Annotated in this window: 15 protein-coding genes; 7 read left to right on the top strand and 8 right to left on the bottom strand. The window is 55.2% G+C overall.

The genetic code is table 11. The features are described 5' to 3' along the window. Together ACT6RZ_RS04310 and ACT6RZ_RS04305 are read left to right on the top strand one after the other, a co-directional pair. Nucleotides 1–3,432: a UvrD-helicase domain-containing protein gene (locus tag ACT6RZ_RS04310; protein WP_444701053.1), complete on the top strand. Its 3,432-nt coding sequence runs from the start codon at nt 1–3 to the stop codon at nt 3,430–3,432. Next, nucleotides 3,429–4,088: an NAD(P)H-dependent oxidoreductase gene (locus ACT6RZ_RS04305; RefSeq protein WP_444700959.1), complete on the top strand. Its 660-nt coding sequence runs from the start codon at nt 3,429–3,431 to the stop codon at nt 4,086–4,088. Before ACT6RZ_RS04310 ends, ACT6RZ_RS04305 begins: the two co-directional genes overlap by 4 nt. Before the next feature lie 81 nt (nt 4,089–4,169). Here the strand turns inward: ACT6RZ_RS04305 and ACT6RZ_RS04300 are convergent, their stop codons facing one another. Together ACT6RZ_RS04300 and mfd are read right to left on the bottom strand one after the other, a co-directional pair. Then, on the bottom strand, nt 4,170–4,790 hold the full coding sequence (locus ACT6RZ_RS04300; RefSeq protein WP_444700958.1) for a DedA family protein: 621 nt from the start codon (nt 4,788–4,790) through the stop codon (nt 4,170–4,172). A 209-nt stretch (nt 4,791–4,999) separates the two neighbouring features. Further along, entirely contained in the window at nt 5,000–8,392 is a 3,393-nt protein-coding gene (gene mfd, locus ACT6RZ_RS04295; RefSeq protein WP_444700957.1) for a transcription-repair coupling factor, read from the bottom strand. 172 nt (nt 8,393–8,564) lie between these two features. Between mfd and rpiA the strand changes: the two genes are divergently transcribed. After that, on the top strand, nt 8,565–9,239 hold the full coding sequence (gene rpiA / locus ACT6RZ_RS04290) for a ribose-5-phosphate isomerase RpiA (protein WP_444700956.1): 675 nt from the start codon (nt 8,565–8,567) through the stop codon (nt 9,237–9,239). Nucleotides 9,240–9,259: 20 nt separating this feature from the next. Beyond that, nucleotides 9,260–10,729 carry a membrane-bound lytic murein transglycosylase MltF gene (gene mltF, locus ACT6RZ_RS04285; protein ID WP_444700955.1) on the top strand — a complete coding sequence of 490 codons (1,470 nt, stop codon included), beginning with the start codon at nt 9,260–9,262 and terminating at the stop codon, nt 10,727–10,729. 21 nt (nt 10,730–10,750) lie between these two features. Here mltF and serS read toward each other — a convergent pair whose 3' ends face one another. From serS to ACT6RZ_RS04265, 4 genes are all read right to left on the bottom strand, one after another. Beyond that, nucleotides 10,751–12,025 (bottom strand): serine--tRNA ligase, encoded by a 1,275-nt coding sequence (serS, locus tag ACT6RZ_RS04280; RefSeq protein ID WP_444700954.1) that lies wholly within the window; start codon nt 12,023–12,025, stop codon nt 10,751–10,753. 113 nt (nt 12,026–12,138) lie between these two features. Continuing rightward, nucleotides 12,139–13,449: a replication-associated recombination protein A gene (locus tag ACT6RZ_RS04275; protein ID WP_444700953.1), complete on the bottom strand. Its 1,311-nt coding sequence runs from the start codon at nt 13,447–13,449 to the stop codon at nt 12,139–12,141. 23 nt (nt 13,450–13,472) lie between these two features. Further along, complete coding sequence (gene lolA / locus ACT6RZ_RS04270; RefSeq protein WP_444700952.1) at nt 13,473–14,156, bottom strand: outer membrane lipoprotein chaperone LolA; 684 nt, start codon at nt 14,154–14,156, stop codon at nt 13,473–13,475. Then, on the bottom strand, nt 14,149–16,461 hold the full coding sequence (locus ACT6RZ_RS04265) for a DNA translocase FtsK (RefSeq protein WP_444700951.1): 2,313 nt from the start codon (nt 16,459–16,461) through the stop codon (nt 14,149–14,151). Before ACT6RZ_RS04265 ends, lolA begins: the two co-directional genes overlap by 8 nt. Nucleotides 16,462–16,570: 109 nt before the next feature. Between ACT6RZ_RS04265 and ACT6RZ_RS04260 the strand changes: the two genes are divergently transcribed. The 3 genes from ACT6RZ_RS04260 to ACT6RZ_RS04250 all read left to right on the top strand — a co-directional run bounded on the left by ACT6RZ_RS04260 (nt 16,571) and on the right by ACT6RZ_RS04250 (nt 18,839). Next, complete coding sequence (locus ACT6RZ_RS04260; RefSeq protein WP_444700950.1) at nt 16,571–17,035, top strand: Dps family protein; 465 nt, start codon at nt 16,571–16,573, stop codon at nt 17,033–17,035. A 212-nt stretch (nt 17,036–17,247) separates the two neighbouring features. Then, nucleotides 17,248–18,198 (top strand): thioredoxin-disulfide reductase, encoded by a 951-nt coding sequence (gene trxB, locus ACT6RZ_RS04255; protein ID WP_444700949.1) that lies wholly within the window; start codon nt 17,248–17,250, stop codon nt 18,196–18,198. Nucleotides 18,199–18,290: 92 nt separating this feature from the next. Further along, the gene (locus tag ACT6RZ_RS04250) at nt 18,291–18,839 is read left to right on the top strand and encodes a Smr/MutS family protein (protein WP_444700948.1); all 549 of its coding nucleotides are present in this window, start codon (nt 18,291–18,293) and stop codon (nt 18,837–18,839) included. Between the two features lie 64 nt (nt 18,840–18,903). On the opposite strand, the gene ACT6RZ_RS04245 is transcribed toward ACT6RZ_RS04250, so the two are convergent. Further along, entirely contained in the window at nt 18,904–19,548 is a 645-nt protein-coding gene (locus ACT6RZ_RS04245) for a glycine zipper 2TM domain-containing protein (RefSeq protein WP_444700947.1), read from the bottom strand. A 126-nt stretch (nt 19,549–19,674) separates the two neighbouring features. Then, nucleotides 19,675–20,319, bottom strand: coding sequence for a Crp/Fnr family transcriptional regulator (locus ACT6RZ_RS04240; RefSeq protein WP_444700946.1), 645 nt, complete (start codon nt 20,317–20,319; stop codon nt 19,675–19,677). Nucleotides 20,320–20,512: the final 193 nt, after the last annotated feature.

Below are 20,512 nucleotides of genomic sequence, written 5' to 3'. Positions count from 1 at the left end.
ATGAGCATGCCTGACGCTGACTTGCAGCAAGCGCTGGCCAACGATACGGCCAACCGCCAGCGCGCGCTGCAGATAGAATCCTTTATTGTGGAAGCGCCCGCTGGCGCCGGCAAGACCGAGCTGCTGACGCAGCGCGTGCTCAAGCTGTTGCAAACGGTGCAGGCGCCGGAAGAGATCATTGCCATCACTTTCACCAACAAGGCAGCATCTGAAATGCGTGCGCGTATCCTGGATAGCCTGCAACTGGCCGCGGCAGGCGTACTGCCCGAAGCCCCGCACAAACAGGTCACTTTTGCCTTAGGCCAGCAGGCCTTACGCCGCTCTGCCGAACTCGACTGGCATTTGCTGGAAACGCCTGCCAGGTTGCGTATCTACACCATAGATTCACTGTGTGCCAACCTGGCACGGCAAATGCCGTTATTAAGCCGTTTTGGTACGCAACCGGCGGTGACTGAAGACGCCTGGGCCTATTACCGCGAAGCCGCCGGGCAGGCACTGCAAACCATGGATGACGCGGCACTGGGTGCGCCGGTACGGCTGGTGCTGCGCTACATGGATAATGACCAGTCACGGCTGGAAGGCCTGCTGATGTCTATGCTGTCCAAACGCGAGCAATGGCTGCATCTGAGCCAGGCTGACAATGACACTAGCGGCCGGCAAACGGATGCTGCCAGGCTGGCATTGCTACACCTGATAGAAAGCGAGCTGCATCAGGCCGCGCAGGCATTGCCAGGCCGTACCCAGTCTGCGCTGATGCCTATCGCGCGTTATGCCGCCAGCCAGCTTGCGCCTGATCACCCGCTCTCTGCATTAAGAGACTGGCAGCAGCCATTCAGCGCCGATATTGAAGACCTACCCGGCTGGCGCGCGCTGGCCGAGTTATTGCTGACCAGCAGCGGTGGCCTGCGCAAACGGCTGGATAAGAATATGGGCTTGCCCGCCACCGACGAAGCCAAACCCTACAAGCAGGCATTGACCGAGCTGCTGGATGGGCTGGCGCAACACAGCGACAGTGAGGCCAGCATAGCCCGCATACGCATGCTGCCTGACCCCGACAGCGAAGACGATGCCATCATCCAGGCGCTCAGCCAGTTACTGAATATCGCCGCTGCACAGTTATGGCTATGCTTTCAGGCACAAAATGAAGTGGACTTTGTCGAGATCGCCCAGCGTGCCCTGGCTGCACTGGTAGAAGGCGGGGTTGCCAGCGAACTGGCCATGCGCCTGGATTACCGTATCCAGCATCTGCTGGTTGATGAGTTTCAGGATACCAGCCCCATGCAGATAGACCTGCTCAAGGCACTCACGCGCGGCTGGCTGCCTGGCGATGGCCGCACCCTGTTTGCCGTGGGCGACCCCATGCAGTCTATCTACCGCTTCCGCAAAGCCAATGTCGGCCTGTTCCTCAATGTGGCTGTGCATGGCATAGGCGATATCCTGCTGACCCCGCTCAAACTGTGGCGCAACAACCGTTCGCGCCCGCCGGTGGTGGACTGGATCAACCAGACCTTTAAAGGCATGCTGCCCGCCAGGGACGCACCGCAGCAAGGCGCCATCGCTTACCGGCCATTTGTGGCGACCAGGGAAAATACCGAAGGCGCCGGGGTGTTCGTGCACCCGCTATTGATGCCGGTGACCGAGACAGACGAAGAGCCTGCTGATTTGCGTCATCTGGAAGCCGAGCAGATCATACGCATCATACGCGACACGCGCGCGCATAAACCGCAGGCCACCATCGCCGTACTGGTACGCGCCCGCCGGCATCTGCACGCCCTGGTCAGCGAGATGCGGCGCAAGCATAGTGAGCTGAACTTTCAGGCGGTCGAGATCGAAGAGCTGGCCAATCGCCAGATCGTGCAGGACTTGCTGACCCTGACCTATGCCCTGCATCAGCGTGCTGACCGCGTGCATTGGCTGGCGTTGTTGCGTGCGCCCTGGTGCGGCTTGACGCTGGCTGACCTGCATGCCCTGATCGGCCAGGACAGCCATCGCAGCGTGATGCATCTGCTGGGCGACGAAGCAGTACTGGCCAGGCTCAGTGCCGATGGCCGGCAGCGTGCCCGCCATGTCTATGCAGTCATGCAGTCTGCGCTGGACTGGCGCGGCCGGGCAAGCGTCAGCCGCTGGGTGCATAACACCTGGTTACGGCTGGGAGGCGCGCATTGCCTGTGGGATGAAAACGACGTGCAGGACGTGCAGGCTTTTTTTGCCCGTATCGCCGCACTGGAACAACACAAGCAGTTCAGCCCGCAAGCCCTGGCTGAAGATGTGAAAAAACTCTATGCCGCCCCGGATGCCAAAGCCGATGCCAGTCTGCAGTTCATGACTATCCATAAATCCAAGGGCCTGGAGTTCGATACCGTGATCCTGCCTGGCCTGGATGGCGGCAACCCGCCGGATGATGCCAAGCTGGTGATCTGGGAAGAAGTGACCCTGGACAACGGCGACAGCGAACTGGTCGCAGCACCCTTTGTGCCCACCGCCAGAAAACGCCAGCTGGCTGCGCAAGGCAACACTGCCCAAAACGGCACTGGCCTGGTCACCGCCTATGACTATCTGAATGACCTGGACAAGACCCGCGCCGCCTATGAAGACGCGCGCGTGTTATATGTGGCGGCGACCAGGGCCGAGCGCCAGCTGCATTTACTGGGCGCCGCCAGGCCGGATAAGAACGGCGATCCGCAACCGCGTAAAAATACTTTTCTGCACCTGTTGTGGCCGGCGGTGAGTAGCTGGTTCACCGCCGAGCACGACCTGGTAGCCCGCGCGCCATTGGCGCAAACCGATGCCGATCTCAGGCAATTCATCCCTAAACTGATACGCGTACGGCAAGCGGAGACCCCGGCTGCCTTGCAAGACTCAGGCAGTGAGGCCACAGCAAGCTATATACAGGCTAAACAGGATGCGACCATCGCCGCACTGGAAGCCGACATAGGCACCCTGGCCCACCTTTACCTGCAACTGATCGCCGGGCAAGGCCTAGCCCGCTGGCAGGAGAGTGTCAAAAACCAGTTCCTGCTACAGGCACCGGCCATGCAACGCTGGTTCAAACAGCGTGCTTACAGCGACAGCGAGGCCAGCCTCAGCGCAGCAAAAGCAGCTGCACTATTGACCACCACCCTGCGCTCCGACCATGGGCAGTGGGTGTTGCAAGCACACGACCAGGCCGCCTCCGAGCTGGCCATAGAACAACTGGCCGATAGCAAAAAAGTCATAGACCGCACGTTTGTGGCAGACGGCGTACGCTGGATCATAGACTATAAATCCATGCCGGTGAGCCCGCAGCAAGACCTGCAGCTGGTGGCTGCGCAGTTCAGGCCGCAGCTGGCCGCCTATGCCCAGCTATTCCGGCAAGCCGGCCTGCCGGTTAAAACCGCCATCCTGTTTTTGAGTGCAGGTAAATTAATCACGCTAGATGAGGAACATCCATGATAGAACAACAAGCCATACTGGACGCTTTCCAGTTTCGCCATGCCTGCAAGGAGTTTGATGCCGGCAGGCAGATCCCCGCTGCAGAATTCGAGTTGATACTGGAATCTGCGCGCCTGTCACCCAGCTCGTTCGGTTTTGAGCCGTGGCACTTTATCGTCGTGCATGACAAGGCTTTGCGTGAAAGCCTGAAGCAGCATGCCTGGGGCGCACCGCTGAAACTGGATACTGCCAGCCACTTTGTCTTGTGCCTGGCAATGAAATCACCATTCCTGGATCCTAAAGGTCCTTACCTGCCAAAGTTTATGCGTGAAGTTCAACATCATCCGCAGGAAGTAGCAGATATGCGTTTAGGCTTTTATACCCAGTTCCAGCAATCTGATTTTGATCTGACCGACGAACGCAAGCTGTTCGACTGGGCCAGCAAGCAATGCTATATCCCGCTCGCCAACATGATGTCAGTGGCAGCCATGCGCGGCATAGACTCGTGCCCTATCGAAGGTTTCAAGCAGAAGGAGACCGATGCACTGCTGGCCGAGCAGTTCGGCGTCGATCTGGCACAGTACGGGCTGGCGTATATGGTGGCGTTTGGTTACCGCAAACATGAACCCCGGCCGAAAACACGCCGCGAGTTAGATCAGCTGGTGAGCTGGAAATAAACGGCTACGCCTGATAAATAAAGCTGAACCTAATAAAAAAAAGCTGCTTTTGGCAGCTTTTTGTTTATGCATGGCGTTTGTTTATGCGTCGTGCTCGTTCTTAAAATGCCTGCGCACATACCAGACGATGAATATCACACCCAGTGCGGCGATCACGTAATGCGATTCATGGAAATAGACTTTCAGATCTTCCCAGTGCTGGCCGGCTTTCATGCCGATATACCCCAGCGCCCAGCACCAGAGCAGTGAGCCGACAAAAGTATAGGCGATAAAGCGTGTCATGTTCATGCGTGCCACACCGGCCGGAAACGCGATAAAAGTGCGCACGGCGGGTAACAGTCGGGCAATAAAAATAATGATCTCGCCATGCTCGGCAAACCAGCGGTCTGCCATATCCAGGTCTTTTTTGCTGATCAGTACATATTTACCGTATTTTTCAACCAGCGGCCGGCCGCCGTACATGCCCAGGTAATAGGCGGGGATAGACCCCACCACACAGCCTATCGCCCCGGCCAGGGCGATGCCCCACAAGGTCATCTCCCCTTTGGTGACCAGGAAACCGGCAAACGGCATGATGATCTCTGAAGGCAAAGGGATACAGGCAGATTCGATCGCCATTAATAATACGATACCGCCATAGCCCATGGTGGAGATGACGGCCATGATCCAGGTGGCGACTGCGGCTAAGATTTTTTCCAGCATATTGTTCTACCAAATAATGTCATTGTCTGTTGTGAGCTTTTTTGCTCGCTCGTTTTTTTCTGCTATGGCCGCGTGCGTCACAATCATACGGTCAAAGCGATCACGCGTCCATGCCTGTCATTGTGACTGTGTAACCACCTCAATAAGCTGAGATAACCTTACGGTGACGCCGATTTATTGCTCGCGTGCACCATCATTGTAAAAGCGCGCTAACTGAATTCTTTCAATAGCGTTTTAACCAGCTCTACCCGGTGATTCAGGTTGCCCAGCTGCACGGTGACGCGCAATTTATCCGGGCCGTTCATACGGCAGCGCTTGTCGCGTTGCAGCAGACTGACCAGTTTCATCGGGTCTAGATCGGCTTTGACATTGAACTGCAACTGTATGGCCGCATCCGAGGCATCCACCTTGATGATGCCCAGCGGTTTTGCGGCGATGCGCAGGCGGTGGCAGGCGATCAGGGCTTCACCTGGCTCTGGCAGCAAGCCGAAGCGGTCTATCAGCTCCTCCTGCATCACATCCAGGGCTTCGTCGTCCTCACAGTTGGCCAGGCGTTTATACAGCACCAGTCGCTCATGCACATCCGGGCAATAGTTGTTGGGCAGCAAGGCTGGCGTATGCAGGTTGATCTCTGTGGTCACCCCCAGCGGCGAATCCAGGTCAGGTTCTTTACCCGCTTTCAGCTGTTTCACGGCATGGTTGAGCATATCGGAATACAAAGTGAAGCCTATCTCCTGCATCTCCCCGCTCTGGCTATCGCCCAGCAGTTCGCCTGCGCCGCGTATCTCCAAGTCATGCATGGCCAGGTGGAAACCGGCACCCAGGTCTTCCAGCAGCTGTATCGCATCCAGCCGTTTCTGTGCTTGTGGCGTGATAGTACGGTGCGGGTCTGTCAGCAGATAGGCATAAGCCTGGTGATGGCTGCGGCCGACGCGGCCACGCAACTGGTGTAACTGCGCCAGGCCGAACATATCGGCCCGGTTGATGATCATGGTGTTGGCGGTGGGCACATCGATGCCGGTCTCAACGATGGTAGTACACAGCAACAAATTGCTGCGTTGCTGGTAGAAATCGCGCATGACGTATTCCAGCTCGCGTTCACGCAATTGGCCATGGCCGATGGCGATACGCGCTTCGGGTAAGAACTTCTCCAGTTTTTCCTTCATCACATAAATGGTATCGACCTCGTTATGCAGAAAATACACCTGGCCGCCACGTTTGAATTCGCGCATCACCGCTTCGCGGATGATGCCTTCTGAATATTCGGTATGGAAGGTTTTGATCGCCAGCCGTTTTTGCGGTGGTGTGGAGATGACAGAAAACTCGCGCAGGCCCTCCATGGCCATGCTCAGGGTACGCGGGATAGGCGTCGCGGTCAGGGTGAGCACATCCACCTCGGCACGCAGGGCTTTCATCTGCTCTTTCTGGCGCACGCCGAACCTGTGTTCTTCATCGAGGATAGCCAGCCCCAGGTTCTTGAATTTCACGTCTTTCTGGATCAGCCTGTGGGTACCGATGATGATATCTATGCTGCCATTCTCCAGGCCCTTGAGCGCTTCTGCCTGCTCTTTGGCAGTGCGGAAACGCGAGATCTCGGCGATCTTGATCGGCCATTCGGCAAAGCGGTCGACAAAATTCTGGTAGTGCTGTTCTGCCAGCAAAGTGGTAGGCACCAGCACAGAGACCTGGCGGCCACCCATCACGGCCACAAAGGCAGCCCGCAAGGCGACTTCGGTCTTGCCAAAGCCGACATCGCCACACACCAGCCTGTCCATGGGGCGGCCTGATTGCATGTCTTTAATGACATTCTCTATCGCTTCCAGCTGGTCTGGTGTTTCTTCAAACGGGAACCCCTCACAGAAAGCTTCGTAATCTTGCAGGCTCAGGGTAAAGGCATGGCCCCGGCGCGCGGCGCGTTGTGCGTATAGATTAAGCAATTCAGCCGCAGTATCGCGGATCTGCTTGAGTGCTTTTTTCTTGGCTTTTTCCCACTGGCCGCTACCCAGTCTATGCAGGGGCGCGCTTTCCGGCGGGCCACCTGAATAGCGCGAGATCAGGAACAGTTGTGAGACCGGCACATATAATTTATCTTCGCCGAAATACTCGATCAGCAGTAATTCAGTCTCGCCTTCACCAAAATCGATGTTGACCAGGCCTTTGTAACGCCCTACCCCATGCTGCTCGTGCACCACCGGGTCATCCAGCCGCAATTCGGAAAGGTCTTTGAGCATGCCCTCGGCATTCCGCGCTTTCTCCTGGTTGCGGCGGCGTTGCTGGCGCACGGTGCTGGCATACAGCTCGGCTTCAGTGATGACCGCCAGCTCGCCGTCAACAAAGCCCTGGTGCAAGGGCGAGACGCCGAGCATGACGTCGAACTGGCTATGCTCAAACCCGGCCCAGTCTTCGGCCAGTGAGAAAGTGATGCCATGCTCGCTGAACAATTGCGCGATGGTTTCGCGGCGGCCCAGGCTTTCTGCCGCGATCAGCACTCGGCCGGCAAACTGCTGGATAAAACCCTGCAGTTTATGCAGGGGCTGTTCAGCACGGCGGTCTACTTCTACCGGCGACAGCGTGGTCACGTTTTGTATCTGCTGATGCACCAGCGCGAATGCATGCGTCTGCCTGAAAAACTCATCGGTTTTTTGCAGCAGGCTCTCTGGCCGCAAAATAGGTTTTTCGGCATCGTAAGCCATCAGCCTGTGCCGGCTGTTGGCATCGGCCCAGAAAGTTTGCGCTGCTTTATCCAGGTCACCATGCAGGCACAACACGGTTTGTTTGGGCAGGTAATCGAACAGGCTGGCGGTTTGCTCAAAGAACAATGGCAGATACCATTCAACACCACCACTGGCCGTGCCTTTGCTCACATCCTTGTAGATCTTTGCGCGTTGCGGGTCACCTTCAAAGTATTCGCGAAACTGGCTGCGGAACAAGCTGATACCGGCTTCATCCATAGGGAACTCACGCGCCGGCAGCATGCGTATCTCGGTGACCGGGTACACGCTGCGCTGGGTATCGATGTCAAAAGTGCGTATGGTTTCGATCTCGTCATCGAACAGGTCTATACGGTAAGGCAGCGTACTGCCCATGGGGTACAGATCTACCAGCCCGCCGCGCACACTGAACTCGCCCGGGCTCATCACCTGGCTGACATGGTGGTAACCGGCCTGTGCACACTGGCTACGCAAGGCATCCACATCCAGCTTCTGGCCTTTTTTCAGCATGAAGGTATGCGCCGACAGGTATGCCACCGGCGGCAGGCGCAGCAAGGCGGTGGCGATAGGCACGATCACCACGTCGCTTTTGTTCTGGCTCAACTGGTATAGCGTGGACAAACGTTCGGAGATCAGGTCAGGATGCGGCGAGAACACATCGTAAGGCAGTGTCTCCCAGTCCGGCAGCAGATGCACCTCTACCCCTTTGGCGAAATAAGGGATCTCATCCATCAGGCGCTGCGCTTCAAACGCATTGGCGGTGAGTATCACCAGCGGCGATTGTGTTGCTTTTAAACCACAGGCCAGTTCGGCCAGCGCTTTACTGTCCAATCCCTGACTGTGAAAAGAAAAACGCTGCGGATGTCCGATGACGGGAAGAGAAACTGCCATAAAGGAATAAAATCTTATTGCTCAGGTTAGGTGAGTAGTTCTTGGCGAATCTGCCGAGTTTGCTATTATAACTGCAAGCGTCCGCTGGCTGTACCGGCATTATAATGAGACGCCTGAGCGATTACGGTACACAGACACAGGTTTGTGAGTAAATCCGGCACGGAGAAAGCATATGAACGATAAACAGGCCGTTGCGCTGGAAGCAGCCAGCTACGTCAAGAACGATATGATTGTGGGATTGGGCACAGGTTCCACCGCTAATTATTTTATTGAGGCATTAGCCACCCGCCAGCAGCAGGAGAACCTGCGTATCACCACAGTTGCCAGCTCCAACATCAGCATGATCAAAGCGCAGTCTGCCGGATTGACGGTATTGAGTCTGGCACAGTTGAGCCAGATCGACCTCTACGTGGATGGTGCTGACGAGATCACTGCCGACAACAGCCTGCTCAAGGGCCGTGGTTACGACCTGGTGATGGAAAAGTTGCTGGCCAAGGCGGCAAAAGAATTCATTGTAGTGGCCGATAAAAGCAAGCTGGTCAGCCGCATAGGCGAAAACTATCCTATCCCGGTAGAAGTGATGCCATTCGCCTGGCAAGCGGCCAAGCGCAGCATAGAAGCGCTGGGTGCTAGCGGCGATCTGCGCCCCAATGCAGCCAAAGATGGCCTGTGTATCACCAGCCATGGCAGCCTGGTGCTGGACATGCGCTTTGACGCCAGCATAGACAGCCATCAATTGAATACTTTGCTCAACAATATCCCCGGTGTGGTCGAACATGGCGTGTTTGCCAAACTGGCCAGCAGGATACTGATCGCAGACCAGGGCAAGATCGAAACGCGGGCTTGATCGCTTTTCGTCCCTGACCTATGCGTTTCTTAACCTGTATTTCCACGCGTCACGCCTGGCAATGGCTGTGCATCATCTGTTTGTGCGGCGGGTTGCTCGCCTGTAACGAGCCGGCCAGCCCCAGGCAGGCGGCGCAGCCAAAACCGAAACCAGACCCCTACACTATCCGCTTTGTCACTATTAACAGCCCGGATACCTATTTCATAGATAGCCAGAACAATTATGCCGGGCTGGAATATGACCTGGCCAAACGCTTTGTCGATTTTCTGGGGCCGCCCTACAAGCTTGAATTCATCGTGGTGGAAAGCTTTGACAAGGTGTTTCCTGCCCTGATGCGTGGCGATGCCGATATTGCGGCGGCGGATATCAGCATCACTGCCTCTCGCAAACGCCAGTTCCTGTTTGGGCCGGCTTTTAACCAGGTGCAGTCCATGGTGGTGTATAACCGCGACCAGAACGGCGAGCCAGCCAAGCCAGAGGCCTTACTTAACAAAAGAATAGTGCTGCCCAAAAGCACCAGTTTTGTCGAACGCATGCGTGAACTGCAATCACAGCATCCGCAACTGACCTGGCGCGAAACCGAAAAACTCAGTTCCGAGCAGTTGATAGAAGCAGTCGCGCGCAATGAAATAGATTTTACCGTGGCAGATAACCATCTGCTGGCCATCATGCAATACCTGTACCCTCAACTGGATGCCGGCTTGATGCTGGGCCCGGTCGACAAGATCGCCTGGGCACTGAACAAGTTTTCCGGCGAGGAAAGACTGAAACAGGTACAGGCGTTTTTCAAGAAGATAGAAAAAGACGGCACCCTGCGCAATCTGCTGGACCGCTATTATGGCCATACCAAGCGCCTGAAACAGGTGGATGTGGCGACTTTCCTGAGCAAATCCAACACTTTATTGCCAAGATATACGCGGCTGTTCAAAGGCGCGCAGGAAGTGACTGATATAGACTGGCGTCTGCTGGCGGCCTTGAGTTACCAGGAATCGCACTGGGACAACTACAGCACCTCGCCGACCAATGTGCGTGGCCTGATGATGCTCACCGAACAAACCTCCAACATGATGAATGTCACCAACCGGCTGGACCCGCAGCAAAGCATCATGGCCGGAGCCAAATTCATGCTGTGGCTCAAGGACAGGCTGCCGGCGCGTATTCCCGAGCCGGACCGCACCTTTATGACCCTGGCCGCCTACAACAATGGGGTCGGCCACCTTGAAGATGCGCGCATCATCGCACAACGGCTGGGCCTTAACCCGGATAGCTGGGCGGATGTGAAACGCGGCTACCAGCTGCTGAATGACCCTGAACATTATGTGAATGCCAAGCATGGTTACTGCAGCTGTGGCGCGCCGGTGATCTACACCGAGCTGGTGCGCAGCTATTACCAGATCATGCAGAAATACTACCCGGTCTACGAACCTGGCCTGGACCCATACAAGATCGCAGATAACAAAATGCCCTGGTTGCTAGCCAGGGCAGAGTGAAACACCAGTAAAGGTTGGCGCTTAAAGCGTGATGGCGGTCTTGCCACCCATATACGGCTGTAACGCTTTGGGGATAGTCACACTGCCATCCGCATTCTGGTTATTCTCCAGCACGGCCACCAGCGTACGCCCTACTGCCAGGCCAGACCCGTTCAGGGTATGCAGCAACTCAGGCTTGCCATTGGCATTCCTGAACCTGGCCTGCAACCTGCGTGCCTGGAAAGCTTCGCAGTTGGACACAGAAGAGATCTCACGGTAGGTATCCTGCGCCGGCAACCAGACTTCCAGGTCATAGGTCTTGGCAGCGCCAAAGCCCATATCGCCAGTACACAATGCAACCACGCGATAAGGTAATTCCAGCGCCTGCAACACGTTTTCGGCATGGGTGACCATGTCTTCCAGCGCCTGGTAACTGTTTTCAGGGTGCACGATCTGCACCATCTCGACTTTATCGAACTGGTGCTGGCGTATCATGCCCTTGGTATCGCGGCCATAAGAACCGGCTTCGGAGCGGAAGCAAGGCGTATGCGCGGTCAGCTTGATCGGCAGTGATTCCAGTGCCACGATCTCGTCACGCACGGTATTGGTCAACGTCACTTCTGAAGTCGGGATCAGGTACAGCTTGCTATCGTTATGCGGCGTGACAAACAAGTCTTCCTCAAACTTGGGTAATTGCCCGGTGCCTACCAGCGTCTCGCGGTTGACCATATACGGCGTATAGCACTCGGTGTAACCATGTTTCTCGGTTTGCGTATCCAGCATGAACTGGGCGATGGCACGGTGCAACCTGGCGATCTGGCCTTTCATCAGGGTAAAACGCGCACCAGACAACTTGGCCCCGGTATCGAAATCCAAACCCAGTGGCGCCCCGACATCGGCGTGGTCTTTCACCTGAAAATCGAAACTGCGCGGTGTGCCCCAGCGGCGAACCTCTATATTCTGGCTTTCATCCGCACCGGCTGGCACGCTTTCGTGCGGCAAGTTAGGCACATTCAGCATCAATGCCTGCAGCTTGGCCTGCACTTCGCTCAACTGCGCTTCGGCGGCCTTGAGCTCATCACCCAGGCCAGCCACTTCTGCGAGAATGGCGCTGGCATCTTCACCTTTGGATTTGGCTATGCCTATCTGCTTGGAAGCAGTGTTGCGTTTCGCCTGCAGGTTTTCGGTATTGGTCTGTATGGTTTTACGCTCGGCTTCCAGCGCTTTAAACACATCGGCCGGAAAATCAAACTTGCGCGCTTTCAGCCGCGCAGTGACATTGTCCAGGTCGTTTCTAAGTTGTTGTATATCTAGCATAATTACCTTAATTTTTATTAGCCACAGAGAACACAGAGTTCACAGAGAAATTCTTTTTATGACACTGACTAAGCGTGGTTTTCTCTGTGAGCTCTGTGACCTCTGTGGCTGAGTTATTTCTTAGCTTTTCTATCCAGGTCTTTCAGGTGATTCAGTTTTTCGCTTATTTTACCTTCCAATCCACGCGAGGTGGGCTGGTAAAACTCCTGTGCCGGTAAATCATCGGGGAAATACTGTTCACCGGCAGCATAAGCGTCAGGCTCATTGTGTGCGTAGCGATATTCTTTGCCATAATCCAGCGCCTTCATGAGTTTGGTCGGCGCGTTGCGCAGATGCAAGGGCACCATGCGCGATTTATCCTGCGCGACAAATGCTTTGGCCTGATTATAGGCCATATAGGCAGCATTGCTTTTAGCCGCTACTGCCAGGTAGATCACAGCATTGCTCAGGGCCAGCTCACCTTCCGGCGAGCCTAAACGCTCGTAGATCTGGATAGCCTCCAGCGCGATGGTTTGCGCTTTTGGGTCAGCCAGGCCTATATCTTCTACCGCCATGCGTACGATGCGGCGTGCCAGGTAAAGCGGGTCTGCACCGCCATCCAGCATGCGCATGAACCAGTACAGGGCGGCATTCGGGTTGGAACCACGTACTGATTTATGCAGGGCCGAAATCTGGTCATAAAATGCCTCGCCGCCTTTGTCAAAGCGGCGCAGCTTGCTGGCCATGCTGGATTGCAGGAATGCATCATCAATGGTACTGATCTTCGCCACCAGAGCGCCGTTAAACAAGCCTTCTGCAAAATTCAGCAAGCGCCTGGCATCGCCATCGGCATAATCCAGTATCTGCTCTTTGACTTTATCATTCACACTGATGTCTGGCGCCATTTTCAGACGTGCGCGTTCAAGTAACTCCGCCAGCTCATCTTCAGTCAACGCGGTCAGCACGAATACTTGCGACCGGCTCAGTAAGGCGCTGTTGACTTCAAATGAAGGGTTCTCGGTCGTCGCACCGATAAAGGTGATCAGCCCACTCTCGACAAACGGCAGGAAAGCATCCTGCTGGCCTTTGTTGAATCTGTGCACTTCATCGACGAACAATATGGTGTTGCGGCCGGTCTGCTGCAGGGTCAGCTCGGCGCGTTCTACCGCTTCGCGGATATCCTTGATGCCGGACAATACCGCGGACAAAGGCACAAACTCGGCCTCTGCGGTTTGCGCGATCAGGCGCGCCAGGGTGGTTTTACCCACACCAGGTGGCCCCCACAGTATCATGGAAGGCAACTTGCCGGATTCAAACGCGCGCCGTAACGGCTTACCCTCGCCCAGCAGATGCGTTTGCCCTACCACCTCATTCAGAGTTTTCGGGCGCAGTTGCTCGGCGAGCGGGACAGAAGAAGGTGTTTGTGGTTCAAACAGGGATGCCATAGTGCCTGGGTGCCGGTGAATGTTTATTCACCGACCACATCCACCCCTTTGGGAACAGTAAACAGGAACTGTGTGGTGTTGAGCGACGGGTTCACCTCTACCGCAGAGAACACGATATGTGTGCTTTGATTGAAGGCATCCACCAGGCGCATCTCGGCCAGCTTGCCATGATTAAAGGAAATGATCACCACCTGAAAGCCGCTGTCTTTTTGTTTGGGCTTGGCTTGCACGCGTTGCAGACCTTCATAATCGACCAGGCGCGTGAGACGGAAACTCTCCTCCACATTGGGCCCGCCTGCCAGTAAAGCGGCCGGGCTGGTGCCTAGCACCTTGTCCAGCGTACGCACGCTGACCTGTTGCAGATCGATATCAAACAAGAATACCTGCTGGCCATCGCTGATGATCTGCTGCTCGTAGGGCTTCTGGTAATCCCAGCGGAACTTGTTGGGCCGCTGCAACAGCATATTGCCATTGACCTCTTGCAGCTTGCGGCCCTTCTGGTCGAACACGGTCTGCTTGAACTGCGCACGCATCGATTGAGTAGACTGGTAGAACTGCTTTAAATCATCGACGCCATCGGCGTGGGCGAACCAGGGGGAGAATAAAGTGCTGAGCACTATAACCGCAGCTACTCTGCGTGCGCCGGCGCTAGCCGCGTGGGAAAAAAACACGGCCAGGCCTTTGTAGTTGAATGACTGTTTACTCATGGTCGCCACCTGCTTTCACTAAGACTTCACGGTTACCATTACTTTGCATCGCGGATACCAAACCTGCACGCTCCATATCTTCTATCAATCTTGCCGCACGGTTATAGCCTATGCGCAGCTGACGCTGCACTGAGGAGATAGACGCACGGCGGGTTTTCAGCACGATTGCCACCGCTTCATCATACAGCGGGTCTTTTTCGCCACCGGCATCATCGCCGCCGGACACACCATCGATGTCACCACCTTCGGTCTCATTGGTCAGAATGCCTTCTATATAATTAGGTTCACCCTGCGCCTTGAGGAAATTGACTACATTGTGCACTTCGCCATCGCTGACGAAGGCGCCATGGATACGTTGCGGATAGCCGCTGCCTGGCGGCAGGTAGAGCATATCGCCCTGACCGAGCAGGGTCTCGGCACCCATCTGGTCGAGGATGGTGCGTGAGTCTATCTTGCTGGATACCTGGAAAGCTACCCGCGTCGGCACGTTGGCCTTGATCAGGCCGGTGATCACATCGACTGAAGGCCTTTGTGTCGCCAGCACCAGGTGGATACCCGACGCCCGCGCTTTTTGCGCCAGGCGCGCGATCAGCTCTTCCACTTTCTTGCCGACCACCATCATCAGGTCGGCCAGTTCGTCGATGACGACGACGATCAATGGCATTTCGTCCAGTGGCTCCGGCTCATCTGGTGTCAGGCTGAACGGGTGCGGAATAGAATTACCCTGTTTTTTGGCTTCCTGTATCTTCTGGTTATAACCTGCCAGGTTACGTACACCTAGGGTGGACATCAGTTTATAGCGGCGCTCCATCTCGGCCACACACCAGTTCAGCGCATTGGCTGCCTGGCGCATATCTGTCACCACTGGTGCCAGCAGGTGCGGGATGCCTTCATAGACTGACAACTCCAGCATTTTCGGGTCTATCAGTATCATGCGCACACGATTGGCTTCAGATTTGTAGAGCAGACTCAGGATCAGCGCATTGATCGCCACCGATTTACCCGAGCCGGTAGTACCCGCCACCAGTACATGCGGCATTTTTGCCAGATCAGCCACGATAGGCTTGCCGGCGATATCCTTACCCATGGCGATGGCGATCGGTGAATTCATGTCGGCATAGGCCTGGCTGCCCATGATTTCCGACAGGGACACGATCTGGCGTTTGGGGTTGGGGATCTCCAGGCCCATATAGCTTTTGCCGGGGATGGTCTCGACCACACGCACGCTGATCACGGATAATGCCCGCGCCAGGTCTTTGGAAAGATTGGTGATCTGGCTGCCTTTTACCCCGGGCGCCGGATCCAGCTCATAGCGCGTGATGACCGGGCCAGGCTGGGCGATCACTACTTTGACTTCTATGCCAAAGTCCATCAGTTTGCGTTCTATCAGGCGCGAAGTGAAATCCAGCGTCTCTGCCGATTGCAGTTCCACCGACTGATTAGGCGCATCCAGCAGATGCAGCGCGGGCAGGCCTTCCTGGCCTATGCTTTCAAACAATACTGCCTGTTTTTCCTTGACCACACGCTCACTGGGCACCACCAGCACTTCAGGCACACTGATCTCCACCGGCTTGCGGTCTTCCACCCGCTTGCGCTCAGCCTCGACAAACTCTTCACGCGCCTGCAGGGCCTGGCGCCCGACTTTGCGGTCTTGCCAGTCCTGAAACTTGAGCGTGCTCCACTGGTGAAACTGTATCACCCACTCGCCCAGACGCTCGCTCATACTGATCAGCGACCAGCCGGTGAACAGGCTGAAAGCAGTGGCGAACAGCACCAGCAACAGCATGGTAGAACCGGCAAAGCCGAACATATTGCGCAGCAGATGATCGATACCGCTGCCTATCACGCCGCCCTGTTTCAGCGGAAAATCGGCAGGAAAACTGACCAGGTGGCCGGACTCAAGTGCCGCCGAAGCCAGTAGTAACAAGGCAAAGCCGACGCCGTTCAGCCACCAGTCCTGTCTTTCCATGGCATCCAGATGCAGGCGCTGATACATCAGCCACACCACATAAAACGCCAATACCACGAACCACCATGACGAAAAACCGAACAGCGAAAGTAATACATCGGCGATCCAGGCGCCTACCGTGCCACCGGCATTGTGAATAATGTCATTCTCGCCTATGGCGTGTGTCCATCCCGGGTCCTCATGCGAGTATGATGCAAGGATGACGGCCAGAAATACCCCCAGGGCGGCCAATGCGATCCAGCCGACTTCGCGCAGCAGTTTGGCATCGCGCAGTTGTTTTTCTGTCGATACTTTTTCCAAACGTGCGTTGGATACATTTTTTTTATTAAAAAACAATGCGTTATCTCTTTCTTTACGCAAGTGAACTTAAATGATTATAACAAAATCAAATTGCACACAGGCACTCTAGCTTTTAAAATACATTCAACGACAACAAGGAGACATCATGGATATCGGTATTAATAATAAAGACAGGCACGAAATTGCTGAGGGCGTATCAAAACTGTTGGCAGATACTTATACCCTGTATCTGAAAACCCATTACTTCCACTGGAATGTCACTGGCCCGATGTTCAATACCCTGCACCTGATGTTTGAGACACAATATACCGAGCTGGCATTGGCAGTCGACCTGATCGCCGAGCGTATCCGTTCACTGGGTGTATATGCCCCGGGCACTTACGCGCAATTTTCCAAACTGACTTCTATTGAAGAAACCATCGATGTGCCTAAAGCACAGGATATGATCAGCGAACTGGTCGCTGGTCACGAAGCGGTCTGTAGGACCGCCCGTAGCGTGTTCCCTGCCGCTGAAAAAGCCGCTGATGAAGCCACCGCTGATTTGCTGACCCAGCGTTTGCAACTACATGAAAAAACCGCATGGATGTTACGTAGCTTATTAGAAAAATAAACTACGATGCGGTTTTTCGGCGAAGGCTAACTTGGCGCAGCCGATGTTAAGTGAAACGGCCGTAGCCAAAAAACCCTATGCGTAGCTTGTTGGAAAAGTAATTCTTTTCCATAAAGCAATATTTAGCACCTGAACTTGGGGATGACACCTTGCAACAGGTGATTTCATCCCCATTTTATTGAAAATATCCCTTAGCAAAAAGAAAGAAAAGTATGGCGACCAAGCATGCGCGTTTATTGATCCTGGGCTCTGGCCCTGCCGGTTACAGTGCAGCCGTTTATGCGGCCCGTGCCAATTTAAGTCCGGTGCTCATTACCGGCCTGGCGCAAGGTGGTCAATTAATGACGACGACTGAAGTAGATAACTGGCCTGCGGATGCTGACGGCGTGATGGGACCGGAATTGATGGAGCGTTTTCAAAAACACGCCGAGCGTTTCAATACCGAAATGATCTTTGACCATATCCACACCACGCACCTGAAAGAAAAACCGATACGCCTGGTGGGCGATAACGGTGAATACACCTGCGATGCCCTGATCATTGCCACTGGTGCCTCAGCCAAATACCTGGGCCTGCCCAGCGAAGAAGCTTTTGCCGGCAAAGGCGTTTCCGCTTGTGCCACCTGCGATGGCTTTTTCTACCGCAACCAGGAAGTAGCGGTGATAGGCGGCGGCAATACGGCGGTGGAAGAAACCCTGTATCTGTCCAACATCGCCAGCAAGGTGACGCTGGTGCACAGACGCGACAAGTTCAAGGCAGAGGCCATACTGGTAGACAAGCTGATGGAACGCGTGAAAGAAGGCAAAGTAGTGCTGGAGACTTTCCACACTCTGGATGAAGTGCTGGGCGACAACACTGGCGTCACCGGCATGCGCGTGAAAGACGTCAACTCCGGCACCAGCAAGGACGTGCCATTGAAAGGCGTGTTCATCGCCATCGGCCACCAGCCGAATACGCAGATCTTTGAAGGCCAGCTGGAGATGGAAGGCGGTTATATCGTCACCCAGGCCGGCCGCCAGGGTAACTTTACCGCGACCAATATCCCAGGTGTATTTGCTGCCGGTGATGTGCAGGACCATATTTACCGCCAGGCGGTGACCAGTGCCGGCACCGGTTGTATGGCCGCATTGGATGCAGAGCGTTATCTGACCAGCCTGGAATAAATAGCCAGCTAAATCAAAAGCGCAGTCAGGCAAATCAAGCTGACTGCGCTTTTTTTCTTTTAAAAGCTGACACGAGCTAATAAACTATCGCCATGACCAAGGATGCGACCAACACTGAGGATGACGACGACATTCAGCTGTTCCACGAAGCTGTCAAAGGCGCGCGCCCGGTCGCTCCCAAGCGCATACTCCACAGCCCGAAAAAGCCCAAACCTATCCCGCGGCAACTGATACGCGACGAACAGCAGGCGCTGATCGATTCTTTGAGTGACCACTATATCCCCGCTTATGAACTGGAAAGCGGCGAAGAACTGCTCTACCTGCGTGACGGCCAGTCGCCCCTGGTATTGAGCAAACTGCGCCGCGGCCACTGGGTGGTGCAGGCGCATATTGATCTGCATGGGCTGATCAGTGATGAGGCCAGGCTGTATGTGTCCGAGTTTATCGCCGGTTGCAAAAAGCGCGGCCTGCGTTGCGTACGCATCGTGCATGGCAAAGGCCTGGGTTCAAGGAATAAGGAGCCGGTACTCAAGCACAAATTGCGCAACTGGCTGATGCAAAAAGATGAAGTGATCGCCTATGCCCAGGCCAGGCAGACAGATGGCGGCAGCGGCGCCGTGATCGTGCTACTCAAAGCATAAACGCGACACCTTTACAGGTATCGCGTTTTTTACTTCAGCAGCTTAATTCAGGCGCTGCCAGCCTTTATTCCCAGTAACGACGTGGCTTGTTGTGCCCGGCGTGCCCTTTATTGGCTTTAGGGCGGTGATCTGACACACGATAGTCAGATGCACGGTAAGCCGCCGGACGGTAAATCACAGGCGCAGGCTGGATCTGGGTGTATTGCGGCCTCATCAACACGCTCACATCCATCACCGGGCCCGGGTCTCTGTCCATCACTGTGCTGTACTGGCGACCCTGATATTCGTAGTTAACGACATAGCCGGTGGTCACGGTCTGCCACTGGTCAACCACCACACACTGCTCTACCGGGCGCGTCACCACCCGCTCACGGGTGTATACATTCTGATTACCCACGCGGTCACCGACGATGGCCCCCACGCCGGCACCTACCGCGGCGGCGGCGACACGGCCACCGCCTTTACCTATGGTGCTGCCCAGCAAACCACCGGCCACGCCACCGATAATGGCACCGGTGTTAGAACGTGCCGGTTGCTCATAGACACTTTCCCTGACATAGCCGGTATGGCATTCCTGGCGGGGCTGGTTGATCTGCTTCACTTGCGGGCTGACAGACAGCACTCTCGCCCGGTCTATAAATTGCGCATCAGCCAGCGCTATCTGGCTACTTGCCATCAATACCACACTTAAACCTATCAGTTTACGCATACTCTTTCTCCTCTCAACAGCCTGCTTGATGCAGTTATTTGCATAACGTGCATTCAATCACGGTGGAGGACTGCGGTATGTATCGGTGTGTGGAGGATTTGTATCGCGCAAGATACAGCGCGCATGTTACTGGCTGCTGTTGGCCAGCTTGAGTAACTCGCCACGCTGCTGGATCTCGATCACGCCACGGCCCATGCTCAGCCAGCCCTTTTGCTCCAGGCGTTTTAACTGGCGGCTGATGACTTCGCGCGCAGTGCCCAGTTCATCGGCGATCTGCTGGTGTGTGCGCTGTATGGTGTTGTTGCCTATATCGAGCAGACATTTGGCCAGCCGTGCGTCCAGCGTCTGGAAAGCCACTTCGTCCAGCAACACGATCAGGTCGCTGATCAGCGCACCGTAATTCTGCATCACGTATTGCCTGAATACCGGCGAATCTATCATCAGCCGCTGAAAGATCGCATCCGGCACCACCACATCTTCGATCGCCTCTTCGACTATGGTAGAAGCCGGGTACTGGCTATTGCCCAGCAGGCAGGTGGTGGTAATGACGCAGGTCTCACCGGCACCCACGCGGTAGAGCAGGATCTCGCGTCCGCTGGCTGACATCTTGTAGACACGCGAACGGCCTTTAAGGCGTAACACATAGCCACTGCAGTGATCACCCTCCTGATAACCTATGGTGCCTACCGGCGCTTCAACGATACGCGCGTACTGTAACAATAATTTTTTGCCTGACTCTTCCAGCGCTTCCAGCTGCGGAAAAAGACTCATCCATGATAGTGATTGCATAATGTATTTTTGCCCCGAATTGTTTTTGTTGATGTCTGAGTCAGCGTGTCTATACACATGAACTTCTGTGCACATGAAGTCACGCAGAAAGAACCACGACAGACTTTTATGCGATAAACTTTATCATAATTGGATCATCAGCCGTCATGGCAGTGACACGCAGTCACTGTCAGAT

Source organism: Methylophilus sp., assembly GCF_052437885.1.
GTDB lineage: Bacteria > Pseudomonadota > Gammaproteobacteria > Burkholderiales > Methylophilaceae > Methylophilus.
Note: the sequence above shows the minus strand (reverse complement) of the source record. Positions and strands in the feature narration are given on the sequence as shown.

Bases quoted from the DNA above. Each gene is read 5' to 3' on its own strand.
- ACT6RZ_RS04310 (WP_444701053.1), top strand. From the start codon at position 1: ATGAGCATGCCTGACGCTGACTTGCAGCAAGCGCTGGCCAACGATACG.
- ACT6RZ_RS04305 (WP_444700959.1), top strand. From the start codon at position 3,429: ATGATAGAACAACAAGCCATACTGGACGCTTTCCAGTTTCGCCATGCC.
- ACT6RZ_RS04300 (WP_444700958.1), bottom strand. From the start codon at position 4,790: ATGCTGGAAAAAATCTTAGCCGCAGTCGCCACCTGGATCATGGCCGTC.
- mfd (WP_444700957.1), bottom strand. From the start codon at position 8,392: ATGGCAGTTTCTCTTCCCGTCATCGGACATCCGCAGCGTTTTTCTTTT.
- rpiA (WP_444700956.1), top strand. From the start codon at position 8,565: ATGAACGATAAACAGGCCGTTGCGCTGGAAGCAGCCAGCTACGTCAAG.
- mltF (WP_444700955.1), top strand. From the start codon at position 9,260: ATGCGTTTCTTAACCTGTATTTCCACGCGTCACGCCTGGCAATGGCTG.
- serS (WP_444700954.1), bottom strand. From the start codon at position 12,025: ATGCTAGATATACAACAACTTAGAAACGACCTGGACAATGTCACTGCG.
- ACT6RZ_RS04275 (WP_444700953.1), bottom strand. From the start codon at position 13,449: ATGGCATCCCTGTTTGAACCACAAACACCTTCTTCTGTCCCGCTCGCC.
- lolA (WP_444700952.1), bottom strand. From the start codon at position 14,156: ATGAGTAAACAGTCATTCAACTACAAAGGCCTGGCCGTGTTTTTTTCC.
- ACT6RZ_RS04260 (WP_444700950.1), top strand. From the start codon at position 16,571: ATGGATATCGGTATTAATAATAAAGACAGGCACGAAATTGCTGAGGGC.
- trxB (WP_444700949.1), top strand. From the start codon at position 17,248: ATGGCGACCAAGCATGCGCGTTTATTGATCCTGGGCTCTGGCCCTGCC.
- ACT6RZ_RS04250 (WP_444700948.1), top strand. From the start codon at position 18,291: ATGACCAAGGATGCGACCAACACTGAGGATGACGACGACATTCAGCTG.
- ACT6RZ_RS04245 (WP_444700947.1), bottom strand. From the start codon at position 19,548: ATGCGTAAACTGATAGGTTTAAGTGTGGTATTGATGGCAAGTAGCCAG.
- ACT6RZ_RS04240 (WP_444700946.1), bottom strand. From the start codon at position 20,319: ATGAGTCTTTTTCCGCAGCTGGAAGCGCTGGAAGAGTCAGGCAAAAAA.